Origin of the sequence: Deinococcus betulae (genome assembly GCF_020166395.1) — a bacterium.
GTDB lineage: Bacteria > Deinococcota > Deinococci > Deinococcales > Deinococcaceae > Deinococcus > Deinococcus betulae.
In genome coordinates this window covers 46337-66579 of sequence record NZ_JAIQXU010000009.1, presented here as the reverse complement: position 1 = coordinate 66579, position 20243 = coordinate 46337, and the positions used below count along the sequence as shown (strand labels likewise).

At 68.9% G+C, this 20243-nt stretch carries 18 protein-coding genes; 10 read left to right on the top strand and 8 right to left on the bottom strand.

The annotated features are described in order from the left end of the window. The first annotated feature begins 197 nt into the window (after positions 1-197). Complete coding sequence (gene dnaG / locus K7W42_RS08890) at positions 198-1973, top strand: DNA primase (protein ID WP_224574142.1); 1776 nt, start codon at positions 198-200, stop codon at positions 1971-1973. A 560-nt stretch (positions 1974-2533) separates the two neighbouring features. Here the strand turns inward: dnaG and zapE are convergent. Then, on the bottom strand, positions 2534-3538 hold the full coding sequence (gene zapE, locus K7W42_RS08885; RefSeq protein WP_224574011.1) for a cell division protein ZapE: 1005 nt from the start codon (positions 3536-3538) through the stop codon (positions 2534-2536). A 2-nt stretch (positions 3539-3540) separates the two neighbouring features. Continuing rightward, positions 3541-4239: a S4 domain-containing protein gene (locus K7W42_RS08880; protein ID WP_224574010.1), complete on the bottom strand. Its 699-nt coding sequence runs from the start codon at positions 4237-4239 to the stop codon at positions 3541-3543. 48 nt (positions 4240-4287) lie between these two features. Here K7W42_RS08880 and K7W42_RS08875 point away from each other — a divergent pair, with 48 nt between their 5' ends. The 3 genes from K7W42_RS08875 (at position 4288) to K7W42_RS08865 (ending at position 8710) form a co-directional block, all read left to right on the top strand. Next, complete coding sequence (locus K7W42_RS08875; RefSeq protein WP_224574009.1) at positions 4288-4686, top strand: DUF3197 domain-containing protein; 399 nt, start codon at positions 4288-4290, stop codon at positions 4684-4686. Positions 4687-4820: 134 nt separating this feature from the next. Continuing rightward, a complete protein-coding gene (locus K7W42_RS08870; protein ID WP_224574007.1) occupies positions 4821-7457 on the top strand; it encodes a sensor domain-containing protein in 2637 nt (878 codons plus the stop codon). Between the two features lie 236 nt (positions 7458-7693). After that, positions 7694-8710: an MBL fold metallo-hydrolase gene (locus tag K7W42_RS08865; protein WP_224574003.1), complete on the top strand. Its 1017-nt coding sequence runs from the start codon at positions 7694-7696 to the stop codon at positions 8708-8710. 57 nt (positions 8711-8767) lie between these two features. Here K7W42_RS08865 and K7W42_RS08860 read toward each other — a convergent pair whose 3' ends face one another. Further along, positions 8768-11683, bottom strand: coding sequence for an insulinase family protein (locus tag K7W42_RS08860; RefSeq protein ID WP_224574002.1), 2916 nt, complete (start codon positions 11681-11683; stop codon positions 8768-8770). A 256-nt stretch (positions 11684-11939) separates the two neighbouring features. Between K7W42_RS08860 and K7W42_RS08855 the strand changes: the two genes are divergently transcribed. The 5 genes from K7W42_RS08855 to K7W42_RS08835 all read left to right on the top strand — a co-directional run bounded on the left by K7W42_RS08855 (position 11940) and on the right by K7W42_RS08835 (position 14750). After that, positions 11940-12932 (top strand): Ig domain-containing protein, encoded by a 993-nt coding sequence (locus K7W42_RS08855; RefSeq protein ID WP_224573999.1) that lies wholly within the window; start codon positions 11940-11942, stop codon positions 12930-12932. Next, positions 12929-13387 carry a hypothetical protein gene (locus K7W42_RS08850; RefSeq protein ID WP_224573998.1) on the top strand — a complete coding sequence of 153 codons (459 nt, stop codon included), beginning with the start codon at positions 12929-12931 and terminating at the stop codon, positions 13385-13387. Before K7W42_RS08855 ends, K7W42_RS08850 begins: the two co-directional genes overlap by 4 nt. Next, on the top strand, positions 13384-13905 hold the full coding sequence (locus K7W42_RS08845) for a hypothetical protein (RefSeq protein ID WP_224573996.1): 522 nt from the start codon (positions 13384-13386) through the stop codon (positions 13903-13905). The genes K7W42_RS08850 and K7W42_RS08845 overlap by 4 nt, the downstream gene beginning before the upstream one ends. Before the next feature lie 108 nt (positions 13906-14013). Next, entirely contained in the window at positions 14014-14214 is a 201-nt protein-coding gene (locus K7W42_RS08840; protein WP_157459369.1) for an RNA-binding S4 domain-containing protein, read from the top strand. 2 nt (positions 14215-14216) lie between these two features. Next, on the top strand, positions 14217-14750 hold the full coding sequence (locus K7W42_RS08835) for a DUF1684 domain-containing protein (RefSeq protein ID WP_439648858.1): 534 nt from the start codon (positions 14217-14219) through the stop codon (positions 14748-14750). Positions 14751-14790: 40 nt separating this feature from the next. Here the strand turns inward: K7W42_RS08835 and K7W42_RS08830 are convergent, their stop codons facing one another. Then, positions 14791-15435 carry a ComF family protein gene (locus K7W42_RS08830; RefSeq protein ID WP_224573994.1) on the bottom strand — a complete coding sequence of 215 codons (645 nt, stop codon included), beginning with the start codon at positions 15433-15435 and terminating at the stop codon, positions 14791-14793. Then, positions 15432-15941, bottom strand: coding sequence for a hypothetical protein (locus K7W42_RS08825; RefSeq protein WP_224573992.1), 510 nt, complete (start codon positions 15939-15941; stop codon positions 15432-15434). Before K7W42_RS08825 ends, K7W42_RS08830 begins: the two co-directional genes overlap by 4 nt. Before the next feature lie 434 nt (positions 15942-16375). Here K7W42_RS08825 and K7W42_RS08820 point away from each other — a divergent pair, with 434 nt between their 5' ends. Continuing rightward, positions 16376-16654 carry a hypothetical protein gene (locus K7W42_RS08820; RefSeq protein ID WP_157459366.1) on the top strand — a complete coding sequence of 93 codons (279 nt, stop codon included), beginning with the start codon at positions 16376-16378 and terminating at the stop codon, positions 16652-16654. A 336-nt stretch (positions 16655-16990) separates the two neighbouring features. On the opposite strand, the gene K7W42_RS08815 is transcribed toward K7W42_RS08820, so the two are convergent. The 3 genes from K7W42_RS08815 to K7W42_RS08805 form a co-directional block, all read right to left on the bottom strand. Then, positions 16991-17428: a hypothetical protein gene (locus K7W42_RS08815; protein WP_224573990.1), complete on the bottom strand. Its 438-nt coding sequence runs from the start codon at positions 17426-17428 to the stop codon at positions 16991-16993. Further along, positions 17425-17952 carry a DinB family protein gene (locus K7W42_RS08810; RefSeq protein WP_224573988.1) on the bottom strand — a complete coding sequence of 176 codons (528 nt, stop codon included), beginning with the start codon at positions 17950-17952 and terminating at the stop codon, positions 17425-17427. The genes K7W42_RS08815 and K7W42_RS08810 overlap by 4 nt, the downstream gene beginning before the upstream one ends. Before the next feature lie 351 nt (positions 17953-18303). Then, positions 18304-20214, bottom strand: a complete 1911-nt coding sequence (locus K7W42_RS08805) for an endonuclease (protein ID WP_224573986.1) — start codon at positions 20212-20214, stop codon at positions 18304-18306. Positions 20215-20243: the final 29 nt, after the last annotated feature.

Here is a 20243-nt window from a genome sequence, read left to right as displayed (position 1 = left end):
GTTTCCGGGGGGATGAGGCGCACCTTCAGACGCGGTTATGTGGGCCAGAGGGAGCGGGAGGCCGGCCTGCACAGCATCCCCGTCTCTCATGCTTTTTTTGCTGTCCCAGAGGTCATTTTCTGGCTCTAGCCGGAACACGTAGGGGCAGAGTACACTGGCCGTCTATCGGGCCGCTGGGTCCAGGGGGGTGAGGACACATCGGCACCAAGGAGGACGTTCGTTCGCGGCTGAACATCGCGGACGTGGTGGGCGAATACGTGCGCCTCACCCCGGCCGGCAAGGGCCGCCTGAAGGGCCTGTGCCCCTTTCACAAGGAAAAGAGCCCCAGCTTCCAGGTGGACACCGAGCAGGGCTACTTCTACTGCTTTGGCTGCAAGGCGGGCGGCGACGTGTTTGCCTTTGTGCAGCGCACCGAGAACCTGAGTTTCGGGGACGCCCTGCGCAAACTGGCCGAGAAGGCGGGCGTGCAGGTAGAAGCCAAGTACGGCGAGCGCAGCAGCCGCGACCTGTACGACGTGAACGCCTTTGCCCTGGGCTATTTCCGCGACAGCCTGGCCGGACCCTTGGGCGCGGCGCCCCGCGACTACCTGGCCCGGCGTGGCCTGACCCCGGCGACCATTGACGCCTTTGAACTGGGCTTCGCGCCCGACGGCTGGGACGGCCTGCTCAAGCACGCCCGCGTGAAGGGCGTCAGCGAACGGCAACTGCTGGAGGCCGGCCTGCTGACCGAGAACCCGGAATCTGGCCGCGTGTACGACCGCTTTCGCGCCCGCGTCATGTTTCCTATCCGCGACCATCTGGGCCGGTTGGTGGGCTTTGGGGGCCGCGTACTGGACGACAGCAAACCCAAATACCTGAACACGCCAGAAACCGAGGCGTTCCGCAAGGGTGAACTGCTGTACGGCCTGGATAAAGCCCGCACGGGCCTGGGCAGTGGCGCTGATCTGGTGGTGGTTGAAGGCTACATGGACGTGATTACCATGCACCAGCACGGCTTTACGGGGGCCGTGGCGTCCTTGGGCACCGCCCTGACCGCCGAACACGCCGCGCTGCTGGAACGCCTGGGCGCCCAGAGCCTCGTGCTGCTGTTTGACCGCGACGAGGCGGGGCTGAAAGCCACCCTCTCGGGGCTGGATCAGGTGCTGGGGGCCAAATTCCGGGTGCGCGCCACCTCGGTGCCCAGCGGGAAAGACCCCGCCGACACCCTGCTGGCCGGCGATGACGAGAGCCTGCGCCGCGCCCTGGCCAGTGGCCTGGACGAGGTGCGTTACCGCGTGCAGGCTGCCATTGAAAAACACGGCACCGCCACCAGCGAGGGCAAGCGCCGCATTCTGATGGAACTGCTGCCCCGCATGCAGAACCTCGACCCCCTGGATGAGATTGCCGAGGGGGTGCGGGCGGCCGCCTGCGAAACGCTGGGCATCAAGCCCGACGCCCTGATGGAATGGATTGCCAGCAAGGCCAAACGCCGCACGCTGACCGACACCCACCTGGCGGGCATGAGCACCGCCCGCGCCGAGGAAGACCGCGAGCTGGCGCTGCTAAAGCAACTGCTGGTGGACCCGAGTCTGCTGGCCAAGCTGGACGGTTCCATGCCCTGGCGCAACGAGGCGGTGCGTAAGGTCATGCTGGCGGCGCGCGGCGCCCAGAGCCCCGACGACATTCTGGAAGTGTTCCGGGGACAGCCAGAGGAGCAACTGCTGATTCGCCTGATGTTTGAGGGGCGAGATGCGGGCACTATTGGCCGGGAGAACAGCCAGCAGTACGAGCAGAAGGTGGGGGCCTATGCGGCGGCGGCGGTGGACGACATTCAGGTGGGGCTGAGTATTGACGCGCTGCGGGCCGAGGTGGATTTGCTCAAGACGCAGGTGGCGGGGGCGGCGCCCACAGAGCAGCTGGGGCTGCTGCGGCAGATTCAGGATTTGCAGCGGGCGATTGAGGCGGAGAAGCGGATGCGGCGGGGGAGTGCGTAGAGACTTACGAAGCTGGTTAGATGTATTCGTTTACTGATTTGCCCCACCCCCCAGCCCCCTTCCCCAAAGGGGTAGGGGGAGCACCGCTGCGCTCGGCAGGGATAAGTGGCGCGGCGGAAAGGCCAGGCTTTTCAGCGCTGTGGACGCCGTGGCACACCTGCCGCCCATCGTCTCACGCCCGCGCGCTGCGCGCACGACGGCTTCCGTTGCTTGCCCTGTACGGCTGCAGAGTGGGACGCTTAAAACAAGATGTTCTACTTTTCAAAGACGCAAGAGCAAAGGCGCCTTTTTTTGCTGTTGAAAGTAGAACCTGCGGGCCGCGCCAAGGCTTCCTGCCCCGTTCCCGCCCAGGTCCAGGCGAGGCCATTGTGCGCGCAGCGCGCAGGCCCTTGCGGTGGGGCAGCGGATGGCGTCAAGGCCAGACACGAAAACGAACAGCGCAAGCTGGCCGACGCCAGTAGGAACTCTTGCCCAGTGCCAACGTCTGCTCCCCCTACCCCTCTGGGGAAGGGGGCTGGGGGGTGGGGCAATCGGAGCAAACGAATATGCACAAACCCCCTTCACCCCACCCGCGCCTCCTTCAACACCTCCGAAAGCCGAGACAAACACCGGCTGTACTTCTTCGCATACGCCCCATGCCGGTACGTATCGATAAACAGCCCCCCCAGACTCTGCCCCGTAAACGCCGCCGGCAGCCCCAGGTCATACAGCTTGTCAATAAAGTGCACGAATCTCAGCGCCACGTTCTGGTCAGGCATGGCCGCCAGGTCCGTGACCCCCACCGCCCCAACCCCGTGCAGCAACTGCGCGAACCGGCTGGGATGCACCTGCAGCAGATGCCGGCTCAGGTCCCGGTGACTGATACGGGCCAATGTGACCGGATTCTGCCGCGCTTCCCAGACGGCGTCTTCTCCGGCGCTTAGGGTGTCTTCAGGCCGCACACCGCGCTGCCGGTAGTCGGGGCCGTCAATACGCCAGGTGTCAAAGCGGCTGGCAATGCCCTGAATCTGCCGCTGGAAGTCGGTGGCGTTAAAGCGGCCCTGCCCCAGCGCACCAGGCTCGGTGTTGCTGGTGGCGATGACGCTGGTGCCGCCGGGCATCAGCTGGCCCAGAAAGGTATTGGCCATATGCGTATTACCAGGGTCATCCAGCTCGAACTCGTCAATCAGCAGCAGATCGTGCTGCCGGAAGGCGTCCACCGCGCGGATCATGCCCAGGGCACCGATGATGTACATCAGGTCCTGAAAGCTCATCAGGGCGGCGGTGCCCTGCGCGGCGTGCCAGGCGCTGGCCAGCAGGTGCGTCTTGCCCACGCCAAAGCCGCCGTCCAGGTATAGCCCCCGGCCCTCGGGCTTGGCGCGGCGAAACAGCCGAAACCCGCCGGGCCTCACCTGTGCGCCCTTCAAAAACGCCTGGAGGGCCGTGCGGGCCGCCGCCTGACTGGGGTAATCGGGGTTGGGATGGTAGGTCTCAAAGCGCACCTGCCGGTAGCGCGGACTGGGCACCAGTTCGGCCGTCAGGTCGCTGGGGTTGGGCACCGGATTGCGCGCGGTCAGGTCAATCACGGTTACTTGTGGACGTCCAGTTCGACCTTGTAATTGCCGCGCCGGGTTTCGTTGACCACACGCTTAAAGTCAATGCGGCCCAGGCCATCGGCGCTGAGACTGTCGCCTTCCCGAATCTCGCTGCTGGCACGCGCTGGTGCTCCATTTAAGCGCACCTTGCCGCCGTCAATGCCCTGCTGAAAGTACGCGCGGCTGACCCCAAAGCCCTTGGCGCCCACCACGTCCACCCGCATGGACGGCACCACGACCTCGCGCAGTTTGCTGCCTTTGCCGGCGCTCTCGCCGACCTCTTCAACCTCCACCGGGCGACCCCCCAATTCGCTTAGAGCACTCAGGGCCTGCGCGGCCTTGCCCGTGGCCGCCAGCAGAAAACCGCCGCGTTCCTCACGCAGGTCGCCCAACTGGTCTTCGTTCAGGCCCAGGCGCCGCAGCTGCACGCTGAAGTCCTGCAGGTCCCAGGGCGGGCCGCCCTCATCCGGGGTCACGCGGTAGACGGTCACGCCGCTGTCCACTTCGGGAATATGGGCGGGGTACAGGGTCAGGACCACGCGGCGGGCGTCGGGAAAGCCGCCGGCCAGCTTGTGTTTCAGGTCGTCGCCGGTCAGCAGGCGGCGGTCTATATCGTCGGCGTTCAGAAACGGCGTGCGCACGACGCGGCCGCCCCGTGCCTGGGCGATAAGAGTAGAGAGGGGGGCGCTCATGCCGCCCAGAATAGTGCGCGCCCAGGGGCACAGGGCTATGCTGCACCCATGAACATTACAGAGCCGCTGGGCGTGGGCGGCGCCCCACAGGAATCGTGGGCCGCGGTCCAGGCGCGCTTTGGCAGCGCCCACCTTTCGGGCGGGCAGCTGATTCTGGTTACCGACCGGCAGGGCGAACGGGAAAACGCGGCGTACGGCGCGCTGCTGCATCTGCCAGACGAAACGGTAGTGCTGGCGCGCGCTTTTGGGCCACGTTTTGGGCCAGCGGGCCGGCGCGCCCTGACGGAGCTGGTGCGCTGGGGCGTCTCGGCGGGGCTGGCCCTGCGAGAAGCGGTGGTGGGCGGCCCCGAGGCCGCTGAACTGCTGACCGAACCGGACGCGGCCAGTGTGGGGCGGGCGGTGGCGGCCAGCGCCCCGATTGACCCTGGCCTGTTTGGCGGGCAGTAGGGCCGCTGCCCCCGCCCCAGTGTCCGGAGTTTGCACGAAGGCGGTAAGACTTGACGTGACACGATGCCAGGTGTGCGCCCTGTCTGCGTTTTCTCACTTCCCGCGCCGCTGCGCGGCCTGAACCGAGGTTTAGCATGAGTCCTGCGGCAACCTTTTCTGCCGTGCAGTCGGCCCTGAGTGACCTGCTGCGCGTTCACGCCCCCCACGCCGTCCTGCTGGCCTCGCTGGGCGAGGAGGTGCTGCGCGTTCAGGCCGGCGCCCCGGCCCAGAGTGCTGGCCCCGACCTCGTGCCACCCGACGAGTGGTTCGAGCGCGGCGAGATGACCTGGCTGACCCGCGACGGCGCGCTGCTGGGGCTGCTGTGGTCCGATGGCCCGGCCGTCCCCGACGCCGCCGCGCAGGTGCTGACCATGCTGCTGGCCGCCGCGCGGGTGGACAGCCAGGGCCGCGAGACCGAGGTGCTGGTCACGCAGTTGCCGGTGGCGACGGCCTGGCTGACGGGCGACCTGGCGTTTCGCAAGGTCAGCCGGCCTTTTCTGGAACTGTTTGGGATCAGCGAGGCCGAGGTCACGGGCCGCCCCGCCACCGAGGTCTTTCAGGACCGGCCCGGCTGGCTGAGCGCCCTGGCGCAGGCCGGGGCCGGGCGGTCGGTGCGCCTCCCCGACGAACAGCTGGAACAGGGTGGGCAGACCCTGTGGGTGCGCGGCGAGGCGAGGCCCTACTACGGCGCGGCTTCCGCCGGGGTCATGCTCACCCTGCAGGATGTCAGCGGTGAATACGAACGCGCCGCGCGGGTCTCGGCGCTGCTGGACACCGAAACCCCGGCGGCGCTGCTGTCCGAATCAGGGGCAGTCTTGCAGGCCAGCCACGGCCTGACCGAACTGCTGCCGGCGGCGGCGCCCGTGACGACCGGGGCGCCGCTGTGGGTCTGGCCCTGCTTTGCCAACGTGCCGTCCGAGCCGGTGCGCGACCTCGTGCGCCTGGCGGCGATGGGCGGCGCGGCCCGCTCGGACGTCGAGCTGGCGGCGGGCGGCACCCTCAGCCTCAGCGTGCGCCGGACCTCGGAAGCGGGCCTGCTGGTCGCGCAGGGCGAGCTGAGCAGCCAGGCCGGGCGCGCGCCGCTGGGCGTGATGAATCAGGTGCTGTCGCTCTCGGAGGACGCCACCATTCTGGTGGATCACGCCGGCCGTGCCCAATTGGTCAGCGAGCGGGCCGCCGGCCTGCTGGGGGTGGACGCCGCGCGGCTGGTGGGCCTGGCGGTGTCGCGGGTCATGAGCGAGCTGGGCGTGCGCCTCTTTACCCCGGACGGCGAGCCGCTGACGGTGCCCGAATGGCGCGACCTGAAGCTGCCGCTGCGCCGCGAAATTCTGCTGGCCCTGCCCGACGGCACCGTGCGCCAGATGGAACTGCGCGCGGCGGGCGTGGGCGGCGAGGCCGGCGGGTCGCGCGGCAGCGTGCTGCTGACCCTGCGGGACCTGACGGCGCTGCGCCGCGCCCAGGCCAAGATTCGCCATGACGCCCGCCACGACGCCCTGACCGGCCTGCTCAACCGCACCGGCCTGCGTGAAGCCCTGGGCGGCGCGCAGCCCGCAGGCGAAGGTGCCACGGTGGTTTGCCTGGACCTAGACGGCTTTACCGAACTGAACGCGGCGCTGGGCCGCACCGCCTGCGACCGCCTGCTGATTCAGGTGGCCGCGCGCCTCAATGACCTGGCCGCCGAGACGCAGGGCCAGGCGGCCCGACTGGCCGACGACTCGTTTGCCGTGCTGCTGCCCGGTCTGGACGAGGCGGCGGCGCTGGCCCGCGTGCAGGGCGCGCTGGAGGTGCCGCTGCGCGCGGGGTCCCGCGACGTGGCCATCACGGGGGCGCTGGGGGCCGCCAGCCGGGTGGCGGGCGCCGCCGGGGACACGCCGCTGGCCGACGCCGAGGTGGCCATGCAGCACGCCAAGCGGCAGGGCCGCGACCAGCACAGCGTCTTTAATCCGGCCCTGCGCGCCCAGGTGGCCCGCGCCTTCGAGATGGAAGAGGCGCTGCGCGGCGCGCTGGACAAGGGCCAATTCACGCTGCTTTACCAACCGGCCGTGTCGCTGCGCAGCGGGCGGGCGCTCAGCGCCGAGGCCCTGCTGCGCTGGAATCACCCCACCCTGGGGATGCTGAGCCCCAGCACCTTTCTGGACTTGGCCAGCCGCAGCGAACTGATTACCCATATCAGCGAATGGGTCGTGCAGGAAGCCGTGCTGGGCCGCCAGGCGGTGCGCGGCGCCCTGGCGGGCGCCTACAGCGAGTGGGCGGTCAGCGTGAACCTGGGCCTGGAGGAACTGCGCCGCAGCGCGGGCCTGCGCCGGCTGCTGCCGCTGCTCTCGGCCGAGGGGGCACCCGACATCGAGGTGGCGGCCGGCAGCCTGCTCGACCACAGTCAGGAAACCCTGGGGCTGCTCGAACAGTTGCGTTCTCTGGGCGCCCGCCTGAGCGTGGACGATTTCGGCGAGGGCGCCAGCAGCCTGACCGCCCTGACCCGCTTTCCCCTGAGTGCCGTCAAGCTGCACCCCACCCTGACCGCCCGCCTGCCCGGCGACGAGAAATCGCTGACGCTGACCCAGGCCACCATCGACCTGGCGCACCGCCTGGGCCTGCAGGTAGTGGCGGTGGGGGTGGAGACCCAGGAGCAGCTGGATGTGCTGCGTGACCTGGGCTGTGACGCCGCGCAGGGGTACGCGATCACCCCGCCGCTGGCCGAGCCCGAGCTGCTGGCCTGGCTGCGCGCACACTGAGGCCGCCAGTCCCAAAGTTGGCGCCGCCTCGGCTGCGCGTCTCTGTCAGCTCACTCCACCTGAAGCGCCTCTTTTTACAGTGCACTCCAGCCCGCATGAGCTGAGGGTCAAGCAAGCCTGAAGGTCTTCAGGCAGAAAAGGCAGGCCCGGCAACACCTTGACGGTGGCCGGGCCATTTAACGTGAAGGCGTCCGACTTGCCGCCTGCCGCCGCCTTTCTTCTGGAGGTTTTCTGTCATGGCCCCTGACCCCGCTGCGCCCGCCCTTCCTGATCTTCAGCCCAACGCCCGCCGCGACACCCTGCGGCTGCTGGGGGCGGCCGGGGCCGTCCTGGCCGCCTCGCCGCTGGCCCGCGCCCAGACGACGCCGGCCACCCCAGCGACACCCGCCACACCCGCTGCGCCGGCCACCCCTGCTCTGCCCATGAACGGCAACGGTTTTTACCGGCAAAGGATTGGGGACATGACCCTCACGGTGGTTAGTGACGGCGCGGCGCCGCTGGCTGCGCTGCTGCCCACCTGGGGCGCCAATCCTGAGCGCCAGGCCGAGTTTGCCGCCACCCTGACCGAGTACAGCGTGGCCGCTGCGAACACGGTGAACCACTTCAATCCGGTGGTGCTGGAGATGGGCACGCAGCGCATCTTGGTGGACACCGGGCGCGGCGGCACGGGCGGGCAGCTGGCGGCCAATCTGGGCCGGGCAGGCATTGAGCCGGGCAGCATCACGGCCGTCTTCATCACGCACGGCCACGGCGACCACATCGGCGGGTTGACCACGAACGGCTCGCCCACCTTCGCCAACGCCCAGCACCTCATGGGGGAAGCCGAATACAACTTCTGGGCAACCCAGGCCAGCCCCAGCGCCGCCGTGCAGGCCAACCTGATCGCCCTGAAAGACAAGTTCACCCTGGTGCAGCCAGGGCAGACCATCCTGCCGGGCCTGACCACGGTGGCCACACCGGGCCACACCGCCGGGCACCTGAGCCTGCTGGCAGGCAGCGGCCCCAGTGGCGTCATGGTGCTGGGCGACGCCGGCGGACATTTCCTGCTGTCTCTGAAGCACGAAGGGGCGTACGTCAGCTTCGACACCGACGGCGCGCTGGCGGCCCGCACCCGGCAGACCATCTTTGACCGGATTGTCACTGAAGGGCTCTGGGTCACGGGCTACCACTTTCCCTTTCAGGCCCTCGGCCACCTGCGCCGCCTAGGCGTCGGGTCATACGAGTACGAGCCGACAGTGTGGAACTGGAGTTAAACCGCAGCAGAAGGGGGCCGCCCAACATCACGCTGGCGGCCCCTCGTCTTGCCCGGCTTAGATGCTCTGCACGTCGAACGTCAGGCCCAGGTCCTGCACACCCGTATCCTCGTTGGGGTCGCGGCCGGTAACCACGCCGTAAGCGGCGCGCTCTGGGGTCAGCCAGGCGGCCATGACGCGGCGCAGGTCGGCTAGGGTGACGGCCAGCAGGCTGGCCTTGTACGCCGCCTGCACGTCGGGGGTGTAGCCGGCACTGTCGCTGAACACCCGCGCCGAGCCTGCCGTGTCCGGGCTGGTCAGCGGGTCCAGCACCTTGCTGGCCGAGAGAATGGCCTCGGTCAGTTCACGGTCGCCCAGTTCGGTGTTCAGGAAGTCGCGGGCTGCCGCAAACACGCCGAAGGTGCGGGCAATGTGGGGATCGCGGTAGCTGCTCATGGCAAAGAGGCCGGTGCGGGGTTCAAAGCTGGCGCCGCCCCCGTAGGCCCCGCCCTTTTCCCGGATTTCCGAGAGCAGGTATTCGCCGCGCAGCAGCCGCGACAGAACCAGCAGCGCCGGACTGTCCGGGTGGGTGTAGGGCACCGTGGGCCAGGCCAGCGCGTTGTACGACACGGGCGTGTCGGTGGTGCGGGCCTGCGGCTGTCGGGGGGCCAACGCCGGGGCAGGCCGACCGACTGGGGCGCTGCCGGTCAGGGGCTCTGTCAGGGCGCTCACGTCCAGCCCCAGGTCGGCCTCGGTGGCCGTGACCGTCAGCAGGGCCTCACTGCTGAGCAGCAGGGCTTGCAAGCGGGCGAACTGCAGCAGCAGGGTTTCCAGACCGTCCTCTTCCACGGTGCGCTGCAGGGTGGCCAGCGCCGAGAGGCCGCCAAAGCGCTCGCTCAGCGCTCCCGACAGGCTGACCTGCGCGGTCGCCAGGCGCTCGGCGTACACGTTGCCACTGCTCACTACATTGGCTTTAAAGCCTGCCAGGCGCTGCTTGAGCAGCTGCTCCAGACGCTCGCGGGTAAACTCGGGGGCCACGAGCAGATCGCGCAGCACACCCACCAGTTCGGGAGCGTTACGGGACAGGGCTTTGCCGCTCACGGTCACGGCCAGGCGCAGGGCGTCCACATCGTCCGGCGGGTTGCCCACGCCCACACTCGCGCTGACGCCGCCAGTCACGGCCTCAATGCGGCGGGCCAGCTCAGCGTAGTCCTGACCGGCCGCGCCGCTGCGCGTGAGGGCGTAGGTGTACAGGGGCAGCGCGTCCAGCAGGTCATCCGGCAGGGCCGGCAGGCGCAGGCGCAGGTCCAGGTAGGTCAGGCCGCCGGTGGGCTGCGGCGCGCGGGCCACCTGAACGTGTGCCTCTCTCTGGGTGATATACGGCGCGGCCGGCACCTGAGCAGGCACATCGGCCAGGGTGAGGGTGGGCAGGATATTCGGGTCGCTGGGCTGGCCCTGCACTTCCTTCAGGCGGGCGCTGTCGGCCAGGATGCGCGCGCGGTCCTCGGGGGTAAAGTCGGCGCTCAGGCGGGCCACCATCGCGGCCTCGTCGGCTTCTACCTGGGCGGCCAGGGCGGGGTCAGGCACCAGTTCCAGGGTGACGCGGTGGGGGTTATCCAGCAGGGCGCGCAGCAGCGGCTCGAAGACGGGGCCAGCCGCCAGGTCGGCGCGCAGGGCGTCCAGGGCGTCGTCCAGGCGCAGGCCCGTCACGGGATCGCCGCCGTGCAGCCACGGTCCCAGCAGCCGGAACATCACCTGCAGGCCGTAAGGCTGCCCGCTGTTGCTGACCTCTTTTTGCATGATTTCAAACTGGTGCAGGCTGCTGCTAATCAGCTCCGGGTCCAGGCCCGCCCCGGCAATCTCGCGCAGAGTGTCCAGCACCAGGGTTTCCACCTCGGCGGCTTTGCCGGCGGGCAGGCCCTTGAGGCCCGCCGCAAAGGCGCCCTCGCGGAAGGAATCGCGGTAGCCGCTCAGGTCACTCAGGGCGCTGCCCAGGCCCGATTCAATCAGGGGGCGCGTCAGGGGCGCCGCCGGGTTGCCCAGCAGCACGTCGCTCAGCACACTCCAGCGCAGGTTCAGGTGCGGGTCGCTGCTGTGACCGAGTTTCCAGCCCACCAGCACCTGCGCGCCGCGCTCGGTGTCGCTGCTGGGGTAGCGCACGGCCTCGCGCTGGGGCGCCGAGAAGGGGGTCTGGTCAGGAATGCTGACATCCAGCACCTGCGGCGAGAAGCGGGACATGACGTGCGCTTCAATCTCCGCCAGGATGCGCTCCAGGGACAGGGCGCCGTAGGTGTAGAAAAAGGCGTTGCCGGGGTGATAGTGCGCGGCGTGAAAGGCCCGCAGCGCGTCGTAGGTCAGGCCCGGAATATCACCCGGCGCGCCGCCCGAGTTGTTGGCGTAGGTCAGGTCCGGGTACAGCGCCTTGCCGAACGCCCGCCACATCACCGAGCTAGGGCTGGCCATCGCGCCCTTCATCTCGTTGTAGACGACGCCCTGCATCTTCAGCGGCGTGGTGGGGTCGTCGGGCGTCTCGAATTCAAAGCGGTGGCCGTCCTGCCGGAAGCTCTCGTAGCGCATCAGCGGAAAGAACGCCGCGTCCAGATACACCGAGAGCAGGTTGAAAAAGTCCTTTTCGTTGCGGGTGGAAAAGGGATAGGTGGTCCAGTCGCTGGCCGTCATGGCATTCATGAAGGTGTTCAGCGAGCGCGGAATCATGGAGAAAAACGGGTCTGGGACGGGAAAGCGCTGGCTGCCCATCAGGACGACGTGCTCCAGGATGTGCGCCACGCCCGTGCTGTCCCTGGGCACCGTGGGGAAGGTGACGCCAAAGGTGGTGTTGTCGTCGGCGCGAATGACGTGGGCGTGCCGGGCGCCCAGGTCATGGGTCAGCAGCACCAGCGTGCCGCTCATCTCGGGGAGAGGTTCCACGCGCTGCACGGTGTAGCAGCCCAGGCGCTCGCCCACGCGGGGCGGGGCGGGAAGTGTCATGGTCATGGCGGGCAGTGTAATGCGACTGGGGACCGCTCAACTCTGTCAAAAGACTCAGAACATGGCCTGCGGTGCCGTGACCAGCTCAGAACACCCCTAGACCGTCGTGCCTGGCGGAGGCCCAAGCCGCAAGCTGCTCTGCTGGCTCTGGCCTGCGTTCACCCCCTGAGGCCAATAGTTCCCAGCTCAGAGGACGCCGCCGGGCCGCCCACATGCAGACCTCACCGCAGCAGGGCGGGGACACGGGTAAACTGCTGTGCATATGGCACTTTCCCGTTCGACGGGCCGCGCGGGTGCGTGGCTGCTGGGCGCCCTGCTGGCCGGCGCGCTGGCTGGCTGCGGCCAGGAAATCACCGGCACCTCGGCCACCACCGGGCGCGACGCCCTGGCGTTTGTCGAGGCGCCGTCCGGGCTGCCCCCGGTGTACCTAAACGAGCCGTACACGGCCCCAGTGACCGTGGCGGGTGGAGCGGGGCCGTACACCGTACGCGCGACGGGCGGCACCCTACCGCCGGGCATCAACCTCAAAGGGCAGCAGCTGGTGGGCACCCCCACCAAGACCGGCACCTACACCTTCACGTTGGAAGTCACCGATTCGACCCTCAGCACGAGGTCGAAAACCGTCACGCTGACGGTGCAGGACCTGCCGCCCCTGAGCCTGGCCCTGAACCTGCCGGCCGGCCAGATTCGCGGCGAGACCCGCATTCCACTGACCATCAACGCGCCGCGCGCCGTTCGGGCCGCGCGCTTTGGATGGGAGCTGCCAGCCGGCGTGACCGTCACGCGCGTGCAACCCGAGGGCAGCAACGTGGTGTTCTGGCGCCAGGAGGGGCGGCGCGTGCTGGTGGACATCGGCTTCAAGGCGCTGCCGCGCACCGCTGCGCGAGTGGCGCTGCTGACCGTCAAACCCACTGCCATGGTGACCCTCGCCAGCCCTGTCCTGGCCTACGAGGGCCGCGACGGCGAGGGCAAGTTGCTGGCCCAGAAGCTCTTCCCCGACGAGGAAAAGAAGCTGGCCGAGCAGAAGGCGGCGGAACAAAAAGCCGCTGACCAGAAAGCGGCGGAGCAGAAGGCCGCAGAGCAAAAAGCAGCCGAGCAGCAAGCGGCGCCGGCCGTAGCGCCCACGACCACCCCAACCGGGACGTCAGGGACGACCCCGGCGGCGCCAGCCCCAGCCACACCAGCGCCGACTGTTCCAAGCACCTCACCAGCCCCAGTGACGCCCCCGCCGGCGGCGCCCGGAGACCAGAAATGAGGGCCATCCTCCGCACCGCCCTGACCGGCGCGGCCCTGCTGACTTCGCTGGCCGTGGCCACCACCGCCCCCACCCTGACCCTGGCCCAGCAGGCCAAGAAGGCCGAGGTGATTGTGCGCGCCAAGCTGGGCACCAGCGTGGAAGTCAAAGACGGCGCCGTGACCTATCTGGTTTACCCGCTGACAGTCACCGAAACCATTGCGGGCGACCCCGCGCAGCTGCCGAAGCAGGAGGGCGCCCCGGCCCTGTTCGTCCTCAAAGACCTGGCCGACGTGCCGGCCCTGCGGCCGGGGCTGGAGGTGGTGGCGCTGCTGTACACGGCGCGGCTGGACAGTCCCTTTGTGGGCTTTAACCAGGGCTTTTACCCGGTAACCGACGGGCGTGTGGACGCCGGCACCATCACCGACCCGGCTAAGCTGCGTGAGGCCCTGGTGGCCGCGCGGGGAACGCCATGAAGCGGGTGCTGCTGACCCTGCTGCTGCTGGCCCCTCTAGCCAGTGGCGCCCAGGCCGCCACCGTCAAACTGCGGCCCCAGGGCGACGAGCTGACCAGGGCGGTGCAGGCGGCCCTGACGGCCCTGAGCAGTCCCGACCTGCCGGTCACGCTGGACACCAAGAGCGGCGTGGTGCTGGCCCTGGGCGGCGCGGCGCCCTTTAACCCGGATGTGGCGGCGCGGGTGGTCACCGTCAACGGTGAGCGGCGCATCGAGTTCAACCCGCGGGGGCCGCTGCCGCTGCAAGACGCCCTGCGCGCGGAGCTGGCGCGCGAACTGCGCCTGACCGACTGGACGCCCGCCTCTGCCCGTACCCGCCTGAGCGGCGCCGACCTGAATGGCGACGGCAAGATTGACCTGGCCGACCTGGCCGTGCTGATGAACAACCACGGCAAGACGACCCCGGTGGGTGACCTGAGTGGCGACGGCAAGGTGGACGACGCCGACGTGAGATTGTTTGCCGCGCAGTACAGGCCCTGAGGGCAAGCCTCGATTGACCGCACGATTCCCGCACTGCATGGGCCGGTCAGGGCTGAGGGACCGGCCTCTCACGGTTCCGGGCGGCCCAACCCTGTTACGCTGCCCGGCATGACGAATGAACAGGACACCATGGACCTTCAGGATTTCCTGAAACTGCGCGGGCTGGTCGAAACGGGCGGCGAGGCCAAGTTCCGGGTGCAGGGCGGCGAGGTGCGCCTGAACGGCGACATCGAAACGCGCCGCCGCAAGAAGCTGCGCCGGGGCGACGTGGTGGAATACGCCGGGCAGCGCGTGAAGGTGGACTGGTAAGTGTGACCGCCTACGCGGACGCCCTGCTGGACTTTCGCCGCCGCAAGGATGAGCATTTTGCCGCTGGCAACGGCCCCGTGGACGCAGCGACCTTTCGCGGCCTGAGCTACTTTGCGCCCGATGAAGCGTGGGCGTTTACCCTGCCGCTGACCCAGCTCCCCCAGGACGCCAGCGCCGAGTTTCCGCTGGAGACCAATACCGGCGAGGTGCGCGTGATGGCCCGCTACGGCGAGGTCACGGTGCCGCTGCCTGGCGGCCAGCACACCCTGCTGGTGTTCGCCCCCCTGGGCGAGGAGGCGCCGGCGCGCGTTTTCCTGCCATTCCGGGACGCCACCAGTGGCACTGAGACCTACGGCGCCGGGCGTTACCTGGACGCCCCGCTGGATCAGCAACTGGGCGGCGACGGCCCCCTGATCCGGGTGGATTTCAATCTGGCCTACCACCCCTACTGCGCCTACAGCCCGCAGTGGACCTGTCCCCTGCCGCCCCGCGAGAACTGGCTCAGTGAAGCCGTACCAGTCGGGGAAAAACTGTAGGCAGAAGGCGCTGCGCGGGAAATCACCGCGCACCGCCTCTTCATCTGGCCACCACGGCCATATACACCGCCTGTACGCCAGAGGCCAGCAGCGCTTCCTGGCAAGCCAGGCCTGTTTGACCGGTGGTAAACACGTCGTCCACCAAGAGCACCGCGCCTGGCGGCAACATGGCAGAACCCCGCTCAAAAGCCCCCCGGAGGTCTTCCCGTTCGGCGGCGCGGCGGCGGGCCTGCTGGGCGCCTGCCTGCGTGCGGCGCAGGGCGTTCACGCACGGCACTCCCAGCCCCGTGGCCAGAGTGCGGGCCAGCAGTTCGGCTTGGTTAAAACCGCGCTCGCGTTGACGGCTGGGATGCAGCGGCACCGGCACCACCGCCTGCACCGCCCACTCGGCGGGCACGCCAGCAGCCAGGGCGGACCCTAGTACCCCGGCCAGTTCGCGCACCTGGGCGTATTTCAGTGCCCTCACCGCACGCCGGCGGGCCCCCGAATACGGCCCCAGCGTCAGTAGATGCGCCTCGGGACGTGGGCGCAGGGGGCTGAAATGCTCCACACGTGCGCGCAGGGCCGCGCGGCACGCTGCACAGAGACCCGCCTGCGTTCCCAGTTGCGCGCCGCAGCCGGGGCAGGGGCGGGGCAGCAAGGCACGGCCCAGTTGCCCCAGCCGGGCCAGCAGTGGTCCACTCATCCGCTCAGCTCGTCCAGAAACAGAGGTGGGCGGGTGGCCTCAACGCGCTGCCAGGCCGTGTTCAGGCCGTCGGGGTCCAGCATGGGTGCGGCCAGGGCAAAACAGGCAAGGTGGTGGGCGCACACCTGCGCCACCCCGGCTTCGCCCAATCGGGCGCGTTCTCCCGGCGTCAGCAGGGCCGCAAACGCCGCCGGTTCGCCCAGCGCCGGGTGACTGCCCTCACGGATGGCCGCCCGCAAAAAGGCCGCCACCTCGCCCGGATTCAGCCAGAACCCAAACATCAGCTGGTCCGACAGGCTGTCCAGGCGCCGCATCCACACCGCGTCCAGGCCCTCACGCACCAGGCGGCGGGCCAGTTCCTGACGTTCCAGCCGCACGGCCGCGTAACCGGCCAGGGTTAATTGGTCCCCCGGCGGCGCCACCCGGCCCCCCACGGCGCGGCGCAGGCGGTAAGCCAGCACATACCCCTGATATTCCTGCAACAGTTCGGACACCGGGGCCGTCACACGGGCAGTCTAGGCCAGAGAAGGCAAGCACACTGTCGGTTTGAGCGGCGCAATCAATGGCACTGTGCTAGCGGAGGCTGTTCTCTTGTACGGGCGTTGGTTTAGCCCTTGCGGTGAGAATGACCTATTGACTAGGGCGGTGGCAGACCGTTGGTGAGACAGAAGCCCTACCAGTGGAGGTACGCCCAGCCTGAGAGCGCCTCCCATATGAGGGCCCCCAGACCAGACACACCCCTTTTTCACGCCCGTCCAACAGAGCTGGGTCATGCTGCGCCCATCAGCAAGAACACCCCGGCGGGGGGACAAAGGCCACCAGGCCACCCCGTAAGCTTGAAAGCGAACCTCAAGCCGTGCCCCGCTGTCCACACCGTCCCGGACACTGCTGTCGTCTGCCGTTTTCTTCGCCGCTTTCCCCCTCCAAGGAGCAAAGACCTATGCACCTGCTGCGCCGCGCCCACGCTTTCGAGTACCGCGCCCCCACTGGCGATGACCGCCTGGGGACGGCCGATATCTGGACGAACGCCGGCGCCACACGCGCCGTGGTGGTCTTGCAAGGGATTCCGGCCAGCGACAGCGCCCGCGCCCTGTCGGCCCTGCATGACTCGGCGCTGCCGTACCTGCTGCGCCCCGACACGCGCCTGCTGGTCCTGAACCTGCGCCCGCGCGCCCAGGGCGAGAAGGCCCGGGCAACCGTCCTTCCCCTGAGCGCGTAAGGCAGCGCCGGGCAGGCATAGGGTGGCGTCGGTCTCCCCAGCGGTATTCAAGGGGACAGTAAGGTAACCGATACGCCAACAGACGACGATGGCCCCACTGATACCGGCGGGGCCATTCAAGTGGCTGGAGAGAGCAGCGCCGTCAGGCAGGCAGATGTAGAAAGGAGGCGGGCGCGATCCCACTTAGTGAGCGCTCTAGACAGCGGGCTGTGTCAGCGGAGTCGCTAAGAATGGATGACGAAGTCAACTGCGCCCCCGCCCCGTTGCAGACCAGCATTGGCATGTCCCCACAGGCTTGCTGATTCCCTCTGAACGGCCGTCGCCCCTCCCTCTTCCCTACTCCAGCACGAAGCGCACGCCCGGTTCAAAGGTCACCTCGGCCACCCTGGCGCGCGGCAGCACGGCGTTACGGCGCCAGGGCATCCAGTCGGTCTGCCCCTGAGCGCTGCGCAGAAAGCCGCGCACGCCGACCTCCACATAGCGGGCCGGGCCAACCAGCAGCGCAGCCAGGGCCGCGCGGACGACTTCCGGGTCGCGCAGGGGACCAGTCAGGCGGGCTGAAGGCACACCTGCGTCCGTATCCAGGCTCGCCTCCTCCCCTTCCCGGCGCAGGGCCGCCGGATGCGGGCGGTAGAGGTCCAGTGTGAAGCCTTCCAGCATCAGCAGCGCCGCGCGGGCCTGGGCTTCGGGGAGTGGCTGGGCAAAGGCCACATGCAGGTCCAGTTCAAAGCCGCGCACCCCCTTGTCGGTGCGGGTCTGGGCGGGCTGCGTCACGCGCCGGCACTCCGTTCCAGGGCGCGGCGGTGCTGGTACAGGTGGGCGGTCACCATCCTCACCCAGTCCAGGGCGTCCAGCTCGCCAAAAAAAGGATGCCAGAGGGTGCGGCCCGGCGTGGCGCGCAGGTCAGCAGTCACCGTGTCCAGCGCAGCGCGGCCCTGTGCCCAGCGGTCTGGCCACTCGGCCCAGGCCACGCCGGCTTCACTGGGACGGGTGTGGGGAGGCGCCACGCGGCGGCCGTCCGGCGTCAGTTCGCCGGGGGTCTGGGGACCGGGGCGCACCTCGCGGTCAGACAGCAGCAGGCCAATGCCGCGCGCAATCCCGCTGTTAATCAGCAGGACGTGTTCGGTCTCCTGGGCCGGGGTCCAGTCGCGGCCCGGCTGCACCTGCGTCCAGTCGGCCTGCCGGCCCTGCAGGTGGGCTTCCAGGCGGTCAAATTCGCGGTTCAGACGCTCGCGGGTAGCCTCGGGCGTGTCGCCAAACGCCGCCAGCACCGCGCGGTCAAAGGGAGAGGTGGACATGGGCGCAGTGTACGCCGGGGCCCGCTCCGTCAGGATTCAGGTTGCTTTTCACAACTAGGAAAACTGAGTGCCCTGGTTCAGAAGTTCGCACGCGCAGAAGCAAGGCTCTGCACTCGGACGGCGGCCTTCATCGCCTTGATGTTGAGAAGGTGATTCATCAGCGCTGCCAAACCCCGCTCTGAGGGGGGTACATGAACTGCTGACCGCTCCTCCCTGCATCCCGCCTCATCGAGACTTTGAGTGAAGCGGTGCAGTCAATCCTTGAAACCAGCCGTAAGCAGAGAATTCTCGGATCTGAAGGGAGCAACCTGACGTCCTCTCAGCAGATAGATGCTCCAGATGACAGCCCGCTCAGCCCCCCAGGCCCGCTGTAAAGTCCAGCTCAGCGGCCCACTCCGGGTGGTCAATCAGCGGGTTGCGGTTGCCCTGCGCGGCAAAAATCGCGGCGTTCCGGTGGCGTTCCCAGTCGCCCGGAGGCTGCGCCGCGTGCCAGGCCAGCAGGATCGCCAGGTGCCGGGGCGCATACTGGCGCACCACGCCGGGATACCGCAGCAGGAAATACAGCGTGGCCCGCGCCGCCGCACCTTTGCCCGCCGCCGGCTCGAATTCGCCCGGTTCACGCCGGCCACACTCGCTGCGCAGCGCCTCGCCGAAGTCGGGAAAGTCAAAGTACGGCGTGTTGCCCCGGAACGAGTTGCAGTCTGGCTCGCAGGCAAACAGGTGATGCAGGTCACCGCGCATGGGCTCGCGCGCCCCAAACCAGCTTTGCGGCACCACATGCTCGCAGTTGTAGGGAAAAGCTGCTTCCAGGGTGTCGGGGTGGAGCCCCTCCTGCGCGGCCAGGCGGGTGCGGCGGTCCTCGGCAGCCTGGTCGGCGGCGATCAGTTCGGCGGGACTGTGAACACGGCCCGAGTACAGGCTGCGAATCTGCCCGTCCGGCCACAGGTCCACCCAGGGGTACAGCTCGCGCGCCGGGTTATACCGCCTGGGCCGGGTGTGGGTGCGGGTCAGCAGGGCGCTCAGGGCCGAAAAGCGCTCGGCTGGGAGGCTGCTGTCCGGCAGATCGCCGTAATAGGCGGCGGCCTGGGCGGCGTCGGCGGGGTCCAGGTAGGGCTGGGCCTCGTCGGGGACTGGGGCAGCTGCAGGGGCCACCCGCAGCTTCAGCGTGACGGGCAGCGTCACCGTGCCGTCGGGAGTGGGGGTCACGGTGCCTAGATTCAGGGTGCTGGCGGCTGGCACGGCGCGTTCTGTGGGCGGCGCAGGACGCGGGGCGTTCAGCAGGTCACGGATCAGCGGCGTCTGGGCCTCGGGGCGGCCGCGCAGGTCCTGCAGAATCCGGCTGACCCGCACGCCCTCGTTGGCAATCCAGTCAATGACAGTATCGGGGTCGCCGGGCGCGGCGGGGCGGCCATCCCGGCGCAGCACCCGGCCCTGCGCGTCGGTGCGCGGCACGCCGCTGTGATGCAGCGCCACGACCTCCCAGGCGTCGTTGAACACGGGACTGCCGCTGCTGCCGGGCGCCGTGTCGGTCTCGTAGTGGAGGAAGTCCGGCAGCCGGTCCACCAGCCGGTTTTCCCGCAGCGCCACCTGCTTGGGTTCGCCGCTGGGGTGCTGAATGATGCTCAGGGCTTCGCCAATCACATGCTTGTCGGGGGCGTCCAGCAGCGGCAGCCAGCCGAAACCCGCCGTGTCCCCGGCAACAGCCACCAGCGTGTAATCCAGCGCCTCATTCGTGATGAACAGGGTCTCCGGTGCCAGTGGCAGGGTCACGCGCTCCCGCAGGGTGCCGTCCAAGCGCAACTCGTACCAGAACTCCGCCTGCGCGGTGCGAGCGTCCTCGGCCGCGCCCAGCACGTGGTGGTTGGTCACGATCACCTGCGGGCTGCACAGCCAGCCGGTGCCGTAGCCCACCGTGCGCCCCTGCGCACCCCGCAGCACGATGCGCGCCACGGCATTGGCGGCCGCCCGCGCCTGTTCCAGATACGCCACGCCCACGAGGTCGTTGGCGCCCAGCAACCGCTCCAGGTTGCCGCGTGCCTCTGGGGGCAGGCGCGGGGCCACGTCGGCGGGGGCTTCCTCGCCGCGCGCCAGCGCCTGGGCGTCGGGCAAGGGCACATGCAGCCGGGTCAGGCGGGCGGCCAGACGCTCGGGGCTGTCGGCCACCTCACCAAAGGTCAGCCCCTCCAGCCGGGCGCGGCGCTGCGACTGGCGCAGAGCAAAGCGGGCCTGCGTTTCCTGCACGACCTGACTGGGGGTATCCATGTGACCAGCATAACATTCTGTCCACAGTT

Coding starts and splice junctions, on each gene's coding strand:
- K7W42_RS08880 (WP_224574010.1), bottom strand. CDS start 4,239: ATGAGCGCCCCCCTCTCTACTCTTATCGCCCAGGCACGGGGCGGCCGC.
- K7W42_RS08875 (WP_224574009.1), top strand. CDS start 4,288: ATGAACATTACAGAGCCGCTGGGCGTGGGCGGCGCCCCACAGGAATCG.
- K7W42_RS08870 (WP_224574007.1), top strand. CDS start 4,821: ATGAGTCCTGCGGCAACCTTTTCTGCCGTGCAGTCGGCCCTGAGTGAC.
- K7W42_RS08865 (WP_224574003.1), top strand. CDS start 7,694: ATGGCCCCTGACCCCGCTGCGCCCGCCCTTCCTGATCTTCAGCCCAAC.
- K7W42_RS08860 (WP_224574002.1), bottom strand. CDS start 11,683: ATGACCATGACACTTCCCGCCCCGCCCCGCGTGGGCGAGCGCCTGGGC.
- K7W42_RS08855 (WP_224573999.1), top strand. CDS start 11,940: ATGGCACTTTCCCGTTCGACGGGCCGCGCGGGTGCGTGGCTGCTGGGC.
- K7W42_RS08850 (WP_224573998.1), top strand. CDS start 12,929: ATGAGGGCCATCCTCCGCACCGCCCTGACCGGCGCGGCCCTGCTGACT.
- K7W42_RS08845 (WP_224573996.1), top strand. CDS start 13,384: ATGAAGCGGGTGCTGCTGACCCTGCTGCTGCTGGCCCCTCTAGCCAGT.
- K7W42_RS08840 (WP_157459369.1), top strand. CDS start 14,014: ATGACGAATGAACAGGACACCATGGACCTTCAGGATTTCCTGAAACTG.
- K7W42_RS08830 (WP_224573994.1), bottom strand. CDS start 15,435: ATGAGTGGACCACTGCTGGCCCGGCTGGGGCAACTGGGCCGTGCCTTG.
- K7W42_RS08820 (WP_157459366.1), top strand. CDS start 16,376: ATGCACCTGCTGCGCCGCGCCCACGCTTTCGAGTACCGCGCCCCCACT.
- K7W42_RS08810 (WP_224573988.1), bottom strand. CDS start 17,952: ATGTCCACCTCTCCCTTTGACCGCGCGGTGCTGGCGGCGTTTGGCGAC.
- K7W42_RS08805 (WP_224573986.1), bottom strand. CDS start 20,214: ATGGATACCCCCAGTCAGGTCGTGCAGGAAACGCAGGCCCGCTTTGCT.